Origin of the sequence: Geofilum sp. OHC36d9 (assembly GCF_052400685.1) — a bacterium.
Classification (GTDB): Bacteria; Bacteroidota; Bacteroidia; order Bacteroidales; family Marinilabiliaceae; genus CAZHHH01.
In genome coordinates this window covers 1-16,122 of the sequence record NZ_JBQTGJ010000016.1, presented here as the reverse complement: position 1 = coordinate 16,122, position 16,122 = coordinate 1, and the positions used below count along the sequence as shown (strand labels likewise).

The following is a 16,122-nucleotide window of genomic DNA, read 5'->3' as shown; positions in this document are numbered from 1 at the left end:
ATGAGTATATATGATAAAGTAGGAGAAGACATTAAACTGGCCATGAAAGCTCGTGATCATGTCCGGCTGGAAACACTCCGGTCCATCAAAAAAGAGTTGCTGGAAGCACGTACCGCTAAAAATGCTGGCGGTGTTGTTTCTGATGCTGATGAGTTGAAAATACTTCAAAAAATGGTGAAGCAACGTAAAGATGCTGCTGATATTTTTAATGGACAAGGACGTGCCGATTTAGGCGATAATGAATTAAAAGAGGCTGGAATAATTTCGGAATACTTGCCGGCTATGATGACGCCTGAAGAGCTTGTTAAAGCTGTTAAAGAGATTGTTGCATCTACCGGGGCTTCTTCTATGAAAGATATGGGTAAGGTTATGGGTGCGGCTTCGGCTGCTTTGGCCGGAAAAGCTGAAGGAAAGGAAATTTCGCGCGTGGTTAAGGAACTGTTAAGCGCTTAGTTTTATTTTTTTTGTAAAAGTAAAGGCGGTGATTCAATCTTTGAATCACCGCCTTTTTGGTATTTCGAAATCTTAATTTCTATTAATAAAATTGAGATCTTCGGTCAACAATTTCTGAGCGATTGGTTAATGTTTCTATCAATTGGTAGTCAACTTTCATGGTTGAACCTTGTGCCAATTCCATTTTTACATTTTCTGCATTAGGTTGGTTGTCGGTTACGTTGTTAACTTTTACTACATAAACGCCATTATTTCCTTTTACAGGTTTCGAAATATTATTGGCGGAGGTGTTAACCGCTAAAGCTACCAATGCTGGTTCAACGCCGGCTCCTGGAACCTGGTATGAAGCGAAGGTGATGTCGCTGGCCGTTTGAACGGTGCTCTTCATTTGCGTGGCAATCGTGGCTAAGTCTGAATTCCCTGCCAATTTTTCATTAAACTGGGCTATCAGATATGTTGCTTTTTTATCGTTGAGAAGTTCCCTTTTAATTCTTGATTCAACGGCTTCAAGAGGCATAACCCCATCTTCTGTAATTGATACGAGATGCGCAACGACAAATTGATCACCGAATTCGTATACGGGTGATAATGCACCTGCTGGTGATTCGAATGCCCACTTAACCAATTCACGCGGCGATTCCAGATTGTTAACGTTACGGTCGTTTTCTTTAATGCTACGGGCATAACGTTTGGTTATGTTATTTTCGGCAATTGCAGCATTGAATTTTTCTACGGTATTGTTTTGCGAGGCAAAACGTGTCGCTTCAGTGTATATATTCTGATAGGTTTGTGAGCTGTAGGTGATATTTCTGGCTAACGTAGCTATCTGATATTTTGCTGAAGGTTTGCTTTGGTCTTGAATCTCAATAATGTGAACGCCGTATTGGCTTTCAACTTTTACAAGATCGCCTCTTTTACCCTGAAAAGCGGCATCGTTGAATGGTTTAACCATCATGCCTTCACGAAACCAGTCCAAATCTCCGCCATTGATGGCTGAGCCCTGATCTTTTGAATATTTGCGGGCCAATTCTGCAAAATCAGCCCCTTTCTTAATGAGTGTCATTAAGCTGTCAGCCTCTTTATTGGCAGCTTCCATTGAAGCTCCTTGTATTAATATGTGACGTGCACGAACCGAGTCGGGCAATTCATTTATGGCCACTAAACGTGTCGCTTTGTAGGCTTCATTTTCGAAGTAGGGACCATATACCTCACCAACTTTTGCATTGGTAACAAATTTGGCTAATTCAGAGCTTAATTCAGCCGGACGATAATTTCGTTCGTTAAACTGTTCATCCGAATTTAGATTAACAAACTGGATTGGGTCTATGTCTGGTTTTGTAAAATCAGTCATCATATCATTGACCCATTTTAATGCGTTTTCACGATCGCCTTCGGTGGGAGTGACATCAAATGTGATGTATTCGATGCTCCTGGATGCCGTTTGTTTGAAAAGTGTTTGATGTCCTTTGTAGTAGGTGTTTATTTCATTGTCAGTCACTTCAACCAAACTGTCGGATACGGTATTAAAACGAACGCCAACATAGTCAAAATCAACCTTTTTTGAACGGGAAGCCATTTCTGAATCAACCCAGGCAGTGGGTACATACATCCCTTTTTTCAATAAGGCTTTATATTTGGTGAAAAGTTGATCTTTAATGAGTTGGTCTTCCATCACCGACCAATAAAAATTAGCTGTTGGATCTTTAGCCTTGGCCATCAGGAAGTTTAAAACCTGTTGTTTGTCAAAAACACCTGTTTGCTGATTCACAAACAACGGGTGTTGTCGAATGGCTGGATGGATATTGTTCCCTGAAACCATATCTTTAAGTTCTTGCGAACTTACGGTCAGACCTAACTCGTCATAAACTTCTTGAAGAAGAGTTTGATTGATCATTTGGTTCCACACCTGATCGCGAAGTGTGTTAACCTGTTCTTCTGTCAGTGAATTACTCCCCTGATTCAGTTTGTTAAATTCTTCAATTTCGGACACCTTGTTTTGAAAGTCCTGAATGTTAACAGATTGACCGTTAATGTTAGCGACCTCCATTCGGGAGCCTGAAAACAGTGAACTTCCCGAACTCATCATGTCCATCATGATAAAAGCAAAAAGGGCAAAACCAATGAAGATGGCTGCAAGAACTCCTCCTTTACTACGTATTTTCTCTAAAGTTGCCATTCGAAATACAGATTTAATATTTAGCTTTTTAAAACGGTTACGAAGATACAAAAAAATGTATTATTCCATTATTAGGTACCCTCTGATTATATATTTTAGGGTTAATAGGCTGATTATTATTTTTAACGATGGTTACTCGGTAATGACTGATATTTGAACCAACTCGATTTTAGCATTGGTGGCATTCATTATTTTGAAACGGAAGTTTTCTATTTCTATTTCTTCGTCAATTGCCGGTATGGCTTCGTTGTGGAAGAGGATCAGACCAGCCAGAGTTTCATATTCGTCTGATACAGGAAGCAACAAATGGTATTTATCGTTTAGATAATCGATTTCAAAACGACCGGAAAATTGATAGGTGTTGTCTGATATTTGTTTTTCTACCAGATCTGAAATATCGTGTTCATCATCAATTTCTCCAAATATTTCTTCGAGCACATCTTCGAGGGTGACAATTCCTGAGGTGCCGCCAAATTCATCAACCACTAATACGATACTTTTGTGTTCCTTCGTAAATATTTCAAGGAGTTTGCTGGCGGGCATCGACTCGGGAACGACCGAAATAGGGCTTAATACATTTCGTAACTTTTTCGGATTCCGGAACATGGCCGAGACATGTACGTAACCTATTATGTTGTCAATGTTTTCTTTGTAAACCAGTATTTTAGAGTAGCCGGATTCAATGAATTTGTCTTTTAAAATTTCCAGCTCTTCATCTATCTCTACCGCTTGAACCTCGGGCCGAGGAACGGTACATTCCCTCACTTTTATGTTTGAAAAATCGAGCGCATTTTTGAAGAATTTCATTTCTTCGGGTAATGGTTCGTTGGTGGGCGCTTTTTCGTGTTGGTCGGTAATTAAGTAATCTAAATCAACACGGCCTATTAGAATGTTTTCATTTTTGGGGCGGGTTGGTCCGCTTGATATTTTGTGTATCAAAAAATTTGAGAGTGTGATGGTTAATCGTGATAAGGGATAAAAAATGGTATAGAAAATGATTAGTGGCACCGACAGTAAATTTAAACTGGTACCGGGGTTTAGCCTGAAAATTATTTTGGGGAGAAATTCGGCTGTTATTAGAATAATGATGGTGCTGATGATGGTTTGAATAAGGAGTATCGCAACATCTGAATCAAAGAAAACTTGTATCTCCGATGCCAGGATTTGCCCCATATAAAGGCCATAAATAACCAATACAACATTGTTCCCGATGAGGATCGTTGCAATGAAAACTCCTGCGTTGCGATGAAATATATCGGTAATTTTACTTAGTCTGGGATGTTTGGTACGGTTGAGTTCAATCATCAGCTTGTTGGTAGAGAGGAAGGCCATCTCACTACCCGAAAAAAAGGCTGAAAGTATAAGTGTTATTAATATGATGGTTATTTGATCCATGTATGATTTCTGTTTGTAACTGAAGGTTAAAGGTAGCAATAATTTCAGTTTGCCTTGAAATCTATTGGTATTACTATTGGGTTGGGGTTCATCAATTTATTTTATGAGGTGAAAAGATGACTGTTAATGCTCGTCCGAAAATTCCAGTGTTCTATATTAAGAAGGCTTCATTTTTGGGTTTTTCATGCATAAATAGTCTTTTTTATAGGTCGGTTGAACCTCCCATGTTTAACTTCATTGGTATTTGTTGTTTTGCAGGTTTGTTTTGAAGCCTGACAAATGAGAGTTTACTGATGTAAAGGGCCATTTTGAGCGCAAACTTAATGCGAAGTTGGACTTTTTTGACTGAGGCTGGTTAATCTGTTGTTTCATTGATGCTCAGGATGCCACTTATGTTTTTGATTTTGTAGTTTTCCATTTTCTCATCCGATTCAAAGCCGTAACCAGTTATAATTTCTGTTTGTGTGGTAATTTTGATGAATTTGTCGGAATAAATCGTTTTCTTTTTGATATTCCAAAAAAGTAATTCGGTATTAATAACATCGCCTGTGGTGTTTACGGCTTCTACATCATTGCTAAGTTCCCAAAGTTCATCGGATTGGTGATATATGGCTTGTTTGCATTTTATTTGGGCATCAATTTCTTCTTCTCTGTTAAAAACAATCAGATGTAATCCTTTATTGAATTCAATGGCTGGTTTTTCGCGTTTGTCAAATTGCTTCATCTCGGGCGTCATGAATCTATATTTGATTCTCCCGGAATCGGTAATAGTGGTGGTGAGGTCTTCAATGGTCAGGCTTGGGAGCTCCTCGCGATTGGTGAGCTCTTTAATTTCTTCCGGTTTATTGGGCTTGCATGAAGATAAAGCAACAATGGCAGACAGTATCGCAATACTGCCTGCCTTTGTTACTTTTTTTAGAGATGTGAAAAAATATTCTGTTTTCAAGTGAATTTATTTTGCACGTATTGTTGTTTTTTCATTAATCCAGCCACCAACGGTGTAGGTTTCACCATTTTTATAGCCTTCAAAAAATATTTCATCGGTGGCGGGAAAGTGAACCGAATAAGTGCGAATCAGCTCGTCGGCTTCCTTGGCAACAGATGGGTCTACCGATTTGGCTTTCATAAATTTGTCAACAGCTGCCCAATAAGCACTTTTCTTTTCAAGTTCTTTGGTGCCAATGGTGTTGGCCGATATGGCGTAAGCTTTACCAATTACAATGTAAGGGGCACCCCAATTAGGCCGTAATTCGATAGCCCGGAGAGCACTGGCGCGGGCTGCACTGTATTTTTCCTGTGTAAGGTATACTAACCCCAGCTGTTGCAGGAATTCACCTTTTTGATCGTTATCTTCACATAAATCAATGGCTTCTTTAAAATAGTCAATGGCTCTGTTCATATCGTTTGATTTCAGATACATTTTAGCCAAACCATAAGCTGAAGCTGATGATGGTTCTATGTTGTGTTGATATTCAGAAACTTTGTAGAGGAGTTCGGAGTCATCGCACAAACCACGAACCAATAAACGACTGACCATTTTTAACCAGGCCAGATCAAATTTTTTGTCTTCAAGTTGCGGGGCAAATATTTGATCGATGGTTTCGCAATTAGCCGCGCCACTGTTGGCAAAAAGCGTTTCTACACTGCCTTTTACTTTTTCTATTTGTCCATGATATTTTGCGCGTGCCGGATTTTTTAACTGATTGTCGAGGCCGTCAGTTACCAGGGTGTAGTCTTCCACTAATTTCATGGCATCTATCTTGCCCATTTTATACATGTTAACCGACGTTGTCATGAAGGTTGCCAAAAAGGCGAGCTGCGATTTTTCTTTTGAATAGTTTACCGATTCGTCTAAAAGCGCATAGGCCTGAGCTAATACTTCTGCATCATTGCGTTTGTATTTAAGCATGTCAAGAGCCTTGAATCCTTTTATTTCTGGGGTTGGCGTACGTCTGTTATCTCCAAAAAATTCCATCCGCTGGTCATACACCTTCATCAGTTTTTGATACAAATCCTCAAATGTTGCGGCATCTTTGTTTTTTTTAATTTTATGTTCGAGCAATGTCGCGCCATCAATGTAAAGATTTACAGTTGCGGCCGGGCAGTTGTTAAAAGCTGCCTCCCAAGCCGGATAGGCTGCATCGTAGTTTTTATTCCGAAGGTCCTCCGAATACAATGATAGATTTTTTAAACATTCGAGACTGTCCTCCCCGGTGCCATACTTGGTTCCGGTTTCTCTCCCTGTTTGGGCCGCTGCAGTTATGGATATAAACAATCCTAACGCTATCAGTTTATAAATTTTCATCTTTGTAGTTTTTTGTAAAGGCAAACGCCTTTGTTTGGTTGATTATAATGGTTTTTTTTATTCAATTTTACGTTTAAAGAACCATGCTTCATGCATGTTCATGCTGAACGAGATGCGTTGATAAGTTTCTTTTAATGCATCTGTTTCAAAAGTTCCTTTTTGTCCATATTCATAACCAATGTTAATTGACGTTTTTGATCGTCCCAATGGTAATCCTAAACCAAAACTTATGCCGAAATCCTTTAGCTGGTTACCTTCAAATTTTAAGTAATCATTGTTGTAGTGTATTCCAGTTCTGTAGTGAATACGTTGATAATATTTAGTTCCGGTTCTTTGGTTTGGAATCCATTCAGCTCCAAAAGCCAGCTTCGAAGCGTCGGCCGTTTCGGTCACGTCATCCGGAAAGTCAACGCTACCCCATTGGGTCATTGAATAATCGGCGGCTAAAATAAGTTTATCTTTTATTTGATAGGAAAGTCCAAATCCGAATTTTGTCGGCATTTTAAAATTGGCATCAGCCCAGTCAGTTTCTTTTGTTTTTTCCTGAATGGTGTCGTTGGTTGTAAAAAGTATTTTTTCGGTGCCAAATTGGTTTCCGTTTGCTGTTAACAAAGTTGTTTGTCCGTTGAGAGACATTTGGGGAGAAAAAATAACGCCAACGGTTAATGATTGGTTTTCATCTAATGGTTTGGTGTATTGCATTCCAAAGTCAAGCAGTAAGGTGCTTATTGTGTGTTCATTTTTGATGCCGTATGAAGGCCCGGCCTGGCTTTCGATAAAGTCGACATATGATTTGTGATAAATATCTCCAAACCAAAATGAAGCATGTGCGCCAATTGATAATTGGGGTGTTGCTTTTATTCCTATGCCACCATATAAATTAGTGAAATTGCCGGCTCCTATGGCTGTGTTTAGCGACGGTTCTGTGATTTTTCCGGGGCTTTCATAGTTGTAACCTGCCTGAGCTGCCGGTCGAACGCCAATAGCAAGGGCTACTTTTTGTGAAACCGGGAAACCTAATGTAAAATAGTCAAAATTTATATCCGAAAAGGTGTTTGACTCAAGACTGTTGCTTATTGTTTGCGTATTACTGCTGAGTCCGACATCAAAAAAGAATGACATTGAATCCATGGCAGTATAAGATGCCGGGTTTAAAATATTAAGTCGGTCGTTTGTTCTTATACCGATTCCGGAACCTCCCATGGCATCGTTAATGCCCAGACCTCTGGTGTTGAGTTCGCCAAATCCGTATCTCGAGAAGGTTGAATACGTTCTGGATTGAGCACTAGCAGAGCTAATGGTTAGTAAAATAATAAGTCCTGTAAACAGGTGTTTCAGTGGTTTATACATTGTGTTCCAGTATTCGGTTTAATCCTATTAATACTAAATTTGGATTTACAAAGATGCTTCTTTTTAATTTTTTGACAAAAAAATCTGAATCACCTCCTGTAATAATTGTTTGAACGGAGTGCCATTTTTCTTCACAAAACCTGCAATACCCTTCCATTTCAAAAACCATTCCATTTATAACACCTGATGCAATGGCTCCATTTGTTTGTTGGCCGGGGAAAATGGCAGGTTCTTCTTTTTTTACCAATGGCAATTGGTGGGTGAAGGTGTTTAACGCCTTGAATCGCATGTTTAGTCCCGGTGTAATATCTCCCCCTAAATATTGGTTATCTTTGGTAATAAAATCGTAGGTTACAGCAGTTCCTGCATCAATAATTAAAATATTTTCATTTTTTATTAATGTCTGAGCGCCTGCCACTGCTGCCATACGGTCTTTGCCTAATGTCTCAGGCGTTTTGTACAGGTTGCTAAACGGGAGGTTTGTGTGATGGGTTAACTGCATCACTTGCCCTGCCATGGTTTTTATTTCATCCAAATCATCATCCAAAGCCACCGATGAAATGATAATTGCATCGGGGTGATATTTCCCGAGATATTGCATCAATTGGCTGGTTTCGGTATTTGGAAATAAATTCGATGCAAGCAACTTTCCGTTTTTAAATAATCCTGTTTTGGTAAAACTGTTGCCCCTATCGATGGCTATGTTCAGCATGCTGAATTAAATTGAGATACAAAATTAATGCATTAATTGGAAATACTAAACATTCTCAGGTGCTTGTTGCATAGCGGTAAATATAGTTGAAATTGTTTTAAGTGAATCAATATGGGGGATGAGTAGCCATAGTTTTCCTTGTTTTTCTTCCATTTTTGCTTTGCGTGGATGTTTTTGCAGCCATTGGAGGATATTTCCAAAGGTGGATGTTTTATAATAAGGAGAGTCCTGATTGTTGACAAATTGAAGTCGCAGTGTTTGGTTTTTATAGGTCAGTTTTTCTATTCCCAACTCTTCGGCTGTCAGACGAATTAATATCATTTCCAGAAGATCAACAGTTTCAGTTGGAATTTCGCCAAAGCGATCTTCCATATTTTTTCTGAAGATATCAATTTTGTTGGGCTCTTTGGTATTATCCAGTTCACGGTACAGATCCATTCGTTCTGCGACGTTGCTCACATAAGCCTCTGGTATTCGAATGTCCAGATCGGTTTCAATCTGGCAATCCGTAACAAATCGGGTGGTCTTAATTGCATCGTTGTTTGTGGTCTTCAGGAGCTCAGGGTATTCTGTTTCACGTAATTCGAGCATGGCTTCTTCCAGAATTCGTTGATAGGTTTCGTAACCAATGTCGGCAATGAACCCACTTTGTTCGGCTCCCAAAAGGTTTCCTGCGCCACGAATATCTAAATCCTGCATGGCTATATTAAAGCCACTACCCAGCTCAGAGAATTCTTCCAGAATTTTTAGCCGCCGACGGGCTTCGTTTGTTAAACTGGTTACAGGAGGCGCCAGCAAATAGCAGAAAGCCTTTTTGTTGGAACGTCCTACGCGACCGCGCAACTGGTGTAACTCACTCAAGCCAAATTGATGTGCATTGTTAATAATGATAGTATTGGCATTGGCAATATCCAATCCCGATTCAATGATGGTGGTTGCGATGAGCACATCGTATTCGCCATGAATAAAATCCATCATTATTTTTTCCAGATGGTTCCCTTCCATTTGGCCGTGTGCAACAACGGTTTTAATATCGGGCATTATACGATTGATAAAAGTCTCTATTTCGATGATGTTTTGAACCCTGTTGTTGATGAAGAAGACTTGCCCGTTACGATCTGTTTCATACTGAATGGCTTCGCGAATAATTTCTTCATTAAAGGTATGTAACTCTGTGAAAATGGGATGACGGTTGACAGGAGGGGTATTCAAAATTGACAGGTCGCGCGCTCCCATGAGCGAAAATTGCAGGGTTCGGGGAATGGGCGTAGCCGTAAGCGTTAAGGTGTCTACGTTGACTTTAAGTCGCTTAAGTTTCTCCTTTACTGACACGCCGAAACGCTGTTCTTCATCGATGATGAGAAGTCCCAGATCCTTAAATTCCACATCTTTTCCTACCAGACGGTGGGTCCCGATCAGAATATTGACCTGCCCGGCTTTTGTAGCCTTTAGAGTTTCTTTTATTTCACTTGTTTTGCGCAGCCGGCTAATGTATTCAACCCGTACCGGGAAATCGGCCAAACGTTCTTTAAAGGTATTGTAGTGTTGTAGAGCCAAAATAGTTGTTGGTACCAGAATAGCCACTTGTTTGTTGTCGGCTACGGTTTTGAAGGCCGCACGAATGGCCACTTCTGTTTTTCCGAACCCTACATCGCCGCAGACCAAACGGTCCATAGGAATATTTGTTTCCATGTCGGCTTTTACGGCTTGTGTTGCTTTGTATTGGTCGGGCGTGTCCTCATACATGAAAGACGCTTCCAATTCTTGTTGCATGAATGAGTCGGCTGAAAAAGCATAACCGGGTTCGGCCCTGCGTTGGGCGTATAAGGCGATTAATTCACGGGCTATATCTTTGACTTTCTTTTTGGTCTTTTCCTTTAGTTTCGACCAGGCGGCGGTTCCCAGTTTGTTGATTTTGGGAGGCTCGCCTTCCTGCCCCTTGTACTTGCTGATTCGGTGCAGTGAGTGAATATTGACCAGCAATACATCGTTGTCACGATATATCAGCCGGATGGCTTCCTGCCGGCGCCCATTTTCTTCCACTGTCACAAGCCCGCCGAAGCGCCCAATTCCATGGTCTACATGCACAACATAGTCGCCCGGGTTAAGACGAGTCAATTCTTTTATAGATATGCTTTGTCGTGCTGCTTTGGTTTTATCGGTTTTGAGCGAAAATTTGTGATACCGGTCAAAAATCTGGTGGTCGGTGTATACGCAAAGTTTTAAATCGTGGTCAACAAACCCTTCGTGGAGAGCATGGTCAGCTGTCGTGTAATTTAGTTCACTACCCCTGTCGGCAAATATCTGCTTCAGCCGATCCAGCTGCCGCTGGTTATCCGATAGTATAATAATTTCGTAGCCTTTGTTTGTCCGTTCTTTTATATTTTGTTCCACCAGCGCAAACTGTTTGTGAAACAGCGGTTGTGGTGCCGTGGCGAATTCAATGCTTAAATTAGACGTTAAGCCCTGTGCGTTTTCCCATACCAGGAGAGTTTGTTCTATTATTTTTTTTAGAAATAAAGAGCCATTGGTTAGTTGTTCAGGTTTGGGAAGTCGTAAGTTTTTATCCGCCGATTGGTTTTCTATTATTTTGTTGTAAATCTGGTTCATTTTATCGGCAATAACTGTCGGTTGATCCATCCATACAACAACATGTGGCGGTATCATTTCCTGAAGCGTTATGAATTCATTTTCGTTGTCGGCTTCCAATTCAGGAATGATGGTTATTTCGTCAAAGGATTGTTTTGAAAGCTGCGTTTCTATATCGAAAGAACGAATGCTGTCGACTTCATTTCCGAAAAAATCTATTCTGAAAGGTTCTTCATTCGAAAAGCTGAATACATCCAGTATGGAACCTCTGACGCTATAGTAACCGGGTTCGTAGACAAAGTCGGCGGAACGGAATCCTAATTCTTTGAGGAAATCAACAATAAAATAGAGATCAATTTTTTCATTCTGGTGGATGGTTAGTGTCTGGTTCTTAATGACCGATTCACCTGGAACTTTCTCCATTAATGCTTCGGTGTAGCTGATGAAGAATTGTCCGGTTTTGGCATTACGCAGCTGTTGAAGGCTTTCCGTTCTGAGTATTAACTGGCTGCTTTCAGGTTGCCCGAATTCCGGCGATCGTTTAAATGATGACGGTAAAAAGAAAACGGATGTCTCATCGAATAGTTGGGTGAGGTCATGGTATAAATAGGCCGACGTTTCTTTGTCATTGGCAATTAATAGTTGTGGACCTTCTCCTTTAAGAGCAGCGGAAATGACTGATACAGCGGAGCCTGATAAGCCTTTCAGAGTTATAACGCCAGGGCCATTCTCAATTCGTTGTATTAATTCTTTTATTTTGCTGTGATTCGTATATCTGTCGAGAATGGAGCTGGTTGTGCTCATATTTTTTTTGTGCAAAAATAGTGGTTTTGAGTTTATATTGAGTCATCTTTTTTTATATCATGGCGCAAAGTGAATTTAGAAAGTGAATAAAAGTCTGTATATGAGCCTTAAATGTTTTACAGGAGGAAATAAAATCGGATATTATCCATCTACTTGTGTTTTTTTTGTGAAAAGAAGATTGCTTTTCGTTGGGTTTTAGTTTTTTTGTGGTCGGAAATATAAAATGAGCAATGAGTTTATCCGGTAGATTATGAAGATTTATAAATTTGGTGGTGCCTCGGTCAAAGATGCCAGTGCTGTTAAAAATGTGACGACAATTATAAGCCGTTGTAAAGGTCGAAAGATTGTTGTTGTTTCTGCAATGGCAAAAATGACCAATACTTTTGAGGCGCTTGCCGAGGCTTATTATAATGGCGATACAAAAATTGTCGCAGAGTTGTTTGAAGAGATTAAAATGTTTCATCGCACGTTGATCAAAGAACTCATGGGACAGGCTGATGCCGTGCCGGGATTCAATGGTTTTATTGCGTTACTTGAGCGGCGTTTGAAATGTGGCCCATCATCTCATTTCGATTTTGAGTACGATCAGATAGTGCCTTTTGGTGAATTATTGTCAACGTCGATTGTTGCTGCTTATATTAATAAGTCGGGTTTATTGTGTGAGTGGGTCGATGGTCGTGATCTGATAAAAACAGACGATACATATCGTGATGCAAATGTTGACTGGGCTTTAACAACTCAGAAGATAAATGAAAAGTTGACTTTTGAAGAAGCCGATTGTTATTTGGTACAAGGTTTTATTGGCGGAACAGAAAATAACAAGTCTACAACATTGGGCCGGGAAGGCTCTGATTATTCGGCGGCTATTTTTGGTCATGTTTTGGATGCCAAATCGGTTACTATCTGGAAAGATGTGCCTGGGGTGTTGAATGCCGACCCTCGTTGGTATGATGAAGCCGTTAAAATTGATGAGTTGTCGTATAATGAAGCTATTGAATTGTCGTTTTACGGAGCGCAGGTTATACACCCCAAAACACTTAAGCCGCTTCAAAACAAAGAGATTCCTTTATGGGTTAAGTCGTTTCTTAAACCATTGGAGGTTGGAACCGTTATTCATTCACGCCTTGGAATCAGTCAACCTATTCCTGTCTATATAAGGAAAACGAATCAAATATTTGTGACCATTTCTCCACGCGATTTTTCTTTTATCATGGAAGAAAAACTGATAGAAATTATTTCTCTGTTTTACCACCATCGCATTAAAATGAATCTGATGCAGAATTCGGCTCTTAATTTTTCCGCTTGTTTTGATGCCAATCGGTCTACGCCTGAATTATTTGATGCCTTGAAATCGCAATTTGTGGTGCGTTATAATGAAGCTGTAGAATTAATTACCATACGTCAGTATACGCCCGAAGCAATTGCCTCTATGACCACGGGCCGCGTGATTCTTGATTCGCAGGTGACACGAAAAGTGGCGCGCTTTATTCTGCAGTAGGCAGTGGGTGCTTTGGGGCAAACCTTATTCTGAAAACCGGTTTTAACCCCCTCTGGCTGCCGTCTTGATTAAAGATGCCATATCCCATATTGACGGAAAGAACTTCTTTGTGAAACCATGTGGCATCTTTAGCTGTAAACCAGATTTCTTTAAATTGAAGCTCCTGTATCAGGTCGCGCGAAAAACCTTCTGTTGCTTCTATTTTTTTTATCTCATCCAAAGTTAACGGTTTGTTGGTATAGTAGTCATAAGCCGTATTTATGCCTTTATAAACACTTTCGAAGATGCGGTTTATTAATGTGTCGGGCTTAACATATTGAAGTCGTTGTGACGTCCAGGTGTCTGACGGTTCAAAATTTCGAATCAAAACACTATAGATAATTGTGTCGGCAATGATGTCGCCGGAATCAAGAGGGGTAGGTGAAATGATAATTGTTTTTTGCTCCTTGGTGCCACATGCAGCCAATAGAGCAACTGCTGCAATAAAAATTGCGACTCGTTTCATGGCTTGTAATTTATATGTTAAAGGTTAATCTTTTTCCGCGAATCGAATCATTAATCCGGCCATTGTTATAGACTAACTGTCCGTTTACCCACGTATGAGTCACCGAATGTTGTAACGTTGTTCCCGAAAATGGAGACCAGCCACATTGGTAAAGCACGTTATCATCCGATACTTTTTGTGGCGCATCAGCGTCCACTAAAACCAAATCAGCATAATAGCCTTCGCGAATGAAACCTCGTTTTTCGATTCTAAATAATGTAGCCGGAGCATGACACATTTTTTCAATTACCATCTCTTTTGTGAAAATACCTTTGTGGGCCATTTCAAACATCACCGGTACTGAGTGTTGAACCAGTGGGCCGCCTGACGGTACCTGGAAATAATTACCGTTTTTTTCGCTGAGCGTATGGGGCGCATGGTCTGTTGCCACCACATCCAGAATATTGTCTTTCAATGCCTGGCGAAGTGCTTCTCTGTCTTCATGGGTTTTTACGGCTGGGTTCCATTTTATGCGGGCCCCTAAGTGGTCGTAGTCTTTCGCTTCAAACCATAAATGGTGAACGCACACTTCAGCGGTAATCTTTTTTTCTTCCAATGGTAATTTATTGCTGAACAGGTCGATTTCTTTGGCTGTTGATAGGTGCAGTATGTGCAGGCGACTCTTGTATTTATCGGCCAGTTCAACTGCTTTTGATGAGGATCGGTAGCAGGCCTCTGCCGATCGTATGAGTGGATGGTATTTAAATGGCATATTATCGCCATACTTATTTTTGTAGATCTCCAGATTCTTGCGTATTGTAGGTTCATCTTCGCAATGGGTCGCTATAAGCATTGGAATTTCCTTGAAAAGATTGTTTAATGCGGTGTCGTTATCAACCAGCATATTTCCTGTTGATGAGCCCATGAAGATTTTTACTCCGCAAACTTGTTTGGGGTCTGTTTTTAAAACTTCAGGTAAATTATCGTTGGTGGCCCCCATATAGAAGGAGTAATTGGCATACGAATTTTTTTTCCCAATTGCGTATTTGGCTTCCAGTGCCTCAATGGTTATTGTTTGTGGGTTGGTGTTGGGCATTTCCATATACGATGTCACGCCCCCGGCTACGGCAGCTCGTGATTCGGATGCGATGGTGGCTTTGTGCGTGAGACCCGGTTCGCGGAAATGGACCTGATCGTCAATAGCTCCGGGAATTAAATATTGACCTTTGGCGTCAATTGTTGTTTCCGCTTTTGGCAATTCACCGGATAGAATGACTTTTTCAATCAATAAATTATTTATCAGAACAGCTCCTTTGAGTGTTTTACCTTCATTAATAATTAATGCATTTTTGATCAGTGTAGTCGCCATAGCTATCGTTTGTAAGATTTGAACAAGCTGTTTAATTTCATTTTTATAACCCCCCAAACTGCTTCATTGAAAATTCCCCCGCTCATTTTTGAAGTGCCTTGCTTTCGGTCGGTAAACACAATGGGGACTTCTATTATATGGAAGCCATATTTCCATGCGGTGAATTTCATTTCAATTTGAAAGGCATATCCTTTGAAGTGGATTTTGTCAAGGTTGATGGTTTCAAGCACGCTACGGTGATAGCATTTGAATCCGGCAGTGGTGTCCATTATTGGCAGACCTGTTACTTTTCGTACATAGATAGAGGCGAAATAGGACATCAACACACGCCCCATAGGCCAGTTTACAACATTAACGCCCGATTTGTATCTGGATCCGATTGCTAAATCAGCTTTTTCAATGGTGCAGGCGTTATAAAGTTTTGTCAGATCGTCAGGATTGTGCGAGAAATCGGCATCCATTTCGAAAATGTAATCGTAGCCTTTGGTCAGGGCCCATTTAAATCCGGCTATATAGGCGGTTCCTAAGCCTTGTTTTCCTTCTCTTTCAAGCAGGTGAAGACGGTCGGGAAATTGTGACTGCATGTTTTTTATGACTGAAGCTGTGCCATCTGGAGAACTATCGTCAATAATTAACAAGTGCAGATTATTTGGTTGCTTCATTACCGCATGAACAATGGCTTCTATATTTTCAATTTCGTTGTATGTGGGAATTAGTACAATGTTTTTTGTCACGTTTCGTCGTTTTTAATGGATGGTTTTATGCTCTGTCTGTGCGAAGATACAATATACATTGCCAATTTATTGAAAATTTTATACCTTTTCATGCTCTGTTGAATTCCTGTTTCCGAATTTTAGGATCTATCGGTAGAAGCTTTTTTGCTAAATTTGTATTTCTTATAGTCTGAGACACAAACAGGTCACTATTTTTAACAAAAAAGAATACGCATAAGTTTGGAAAGGGGAAAAAAAAGCTGTTGTTTTGCAG

General features: G+C 40.3%; 12 protein-coding genes. 2 read left to right on the top strand and 10 right to left on the bottom strand.

The window, feature by feature from the left end:
• Nucleotides 1-453, top strand: coding sequence for a GatB/YqeY domain-containing protein (locus ACT3CD_RS13665; RefSeq protein WP_444646201.1), 453 nt, complete (start codon nucleotides 1-3; stop codon nucleotides 451-453).
• A gap of 82 nt (nucleotides 454-535) precedes the next feature.
• Here the strand turns inward: ACT3CD_RS13665 and ACT3CD_RS13660 are convergent, their stop codons facing one another.
• The 7 genes from ACT3CD_RS13660 to mfd all read right to left on the bottom strand — a co-directional run bounded on the left by ACT3CD_RS13660 (nucleotide 536) and on the right by mfd (nucleotide 11,784).
• Entirely contained in the window at nucleotides 536-2,629 is a 2,094-nt protein-coding gene (locus ACT3CD_RS13660) for a SurA N-terminal domain-containing protein (protein ID WP_444646200.1), read from the bottom strand.
• Nucleotides 2,630-2,761: 132 nt separating this feature from the next.
• The gene (locus tag ACT3CD_RS13655; RefSeq protein WP_444646199.1) at nucleotides 2,762-4,024 is read right to left on the bottom strand and encodes a hemolysin family protein; all 1,263 of its coding nucleotides are present in this window, start codon (nucleotides 4,022-4,024) and stop codon (nucleotides 2,762-2,764) included.
• A 355-nt stretch (nucleotides 4,025-4,379) separates the two neighbouring features.
• On the bottom strand, nucleotides 4,380-4,970 hold the full coding sequence (lptC, locus tag ACT3CD_RS13650) for an LPS export ABC transporter periplasmic protein LptC (RefSeq protein ID WP_444646198.1): 591 nt from the start codon (nucleotides 4,968-4,970) through the stop codon (nucleotides 4,380-4,382).
• Between the two features lie 6 nt (nucleotides 4,971-4,976).
• Nucleotides 4,977-6,329, bottom strand: a complete 1,353-nt coding sequence (locus ACT3CD_RS13645) for a tetratricopeptide repeat protein (protein ID WP_444646197.1) — start codon at nucleotides 6,327-6,329, stop codon at nucleotides 4,977-4,979.
• 57 nt (nucleotides 6,330-6,386) lie between these two features.
• Nucleotides 6,387-7,679, bottom strand: a complete 1,293-nt coding sequence (locus ACT3CD_RS13640; RefSeq protein ID WP_444646196.1) for a hypothetical protein — start codon at nucleotides 7,677-7,679, stop codon at nucleotides 6,387-6,389.
• On the bottom strand, nucleotides 7,672-8,391 hold the full coding sequence (locus tag ACT3CD_RS13635; protein ID WP_444646195.1) for a type III pantothenate kinase: 720 nt from the start codon (nucleotides 8,389-8,391) through the stop codon (nucleotides 7,672-7,674). The genes ACT3CD_RS13640 and ACT3CD_RS13635 overlap by 8 nt, the downstream gene beginning before the upstream one ends.
• Nucleotides 8,392-8,436: 45 nt before the next feature.
• Nucleotides 8,437-11,784 carry a transcription-repair coupling factor gene (gene mfd, locus ACT3CD_RS13630; protein ID WP_444646194.1) on the bottom strand — a complete coding sequence of 1,116 codons (3,348 nt, stop codon included), beginning with the start codon at nucleotides 11,782-11,784 and terminating at the stop codon, nucleotides 8,437-8,439.
• Nucleotides 11,785-12,034: 250 nt separating this feature from the next.
• Here mfd and ACT3CD_RS13625 point away from each other — a divergent pair, with 250 nt between their 5' ends.
• A complete protein-coding gene (locus tag ACT3CD_RS13625) occupies nucleotides 12,035-13,282 on the top strand; it encodes an aspartate kinase (protein WP_444646193.1) in 1,248 nt (415 codons plus the stop codon).
• Here the strand turns inward: ACT3CD_RS13625 and ACT3CD_RS13620 are convergent.
• The 3 genes from ACT3CD_RS13620 to ACT3CD_RS13610 are packed head-to-tail and all read right to left on the bottom strand — an operon-like array spanning nucleotide 13,269 to nucleotide 15,869.
• A complete protein-coding gene (locus ACT3CD_RS13620) occupies nucleotides 13,269-13,787 on the bottom strand; it encodes a hypothetical protein (protein ID WP_444646192.1) in 519 nt (172 codons plus the stop codon). The two genes, ACT3CD_RS13625 and ACT3CD_RS13620, sit on opposite strands and share 14 nt — an antisense overlap.
• Before the next feature lie 10 nt (nucleotides 13,788-13,797).
• A complete protein-coding gene (locus ACT3CD_RS13615) occupies nucleotides 13,798-15,135 on the bottom strand; it encodes a dihydroorotase (RefSeq protein WP_444646191.1) in 1,338 nt (445 codons plus the stop codon).
• Between the two features lie 2 nt (nucleotides 15,136-15,137).
• A complete protein-coding gene (locus ACT3CD_RS13610; RefSeq protein ID WP_444646190.1) occupies nucleotides 15,138-15,869 on the bottom strand; it encodes a polyprenol monophosphomannose synthase in 732 nt (243 codons plus the stop codon).
• Nucleotides 15,870-16,122: the final 253 nt, after the last annotated feature.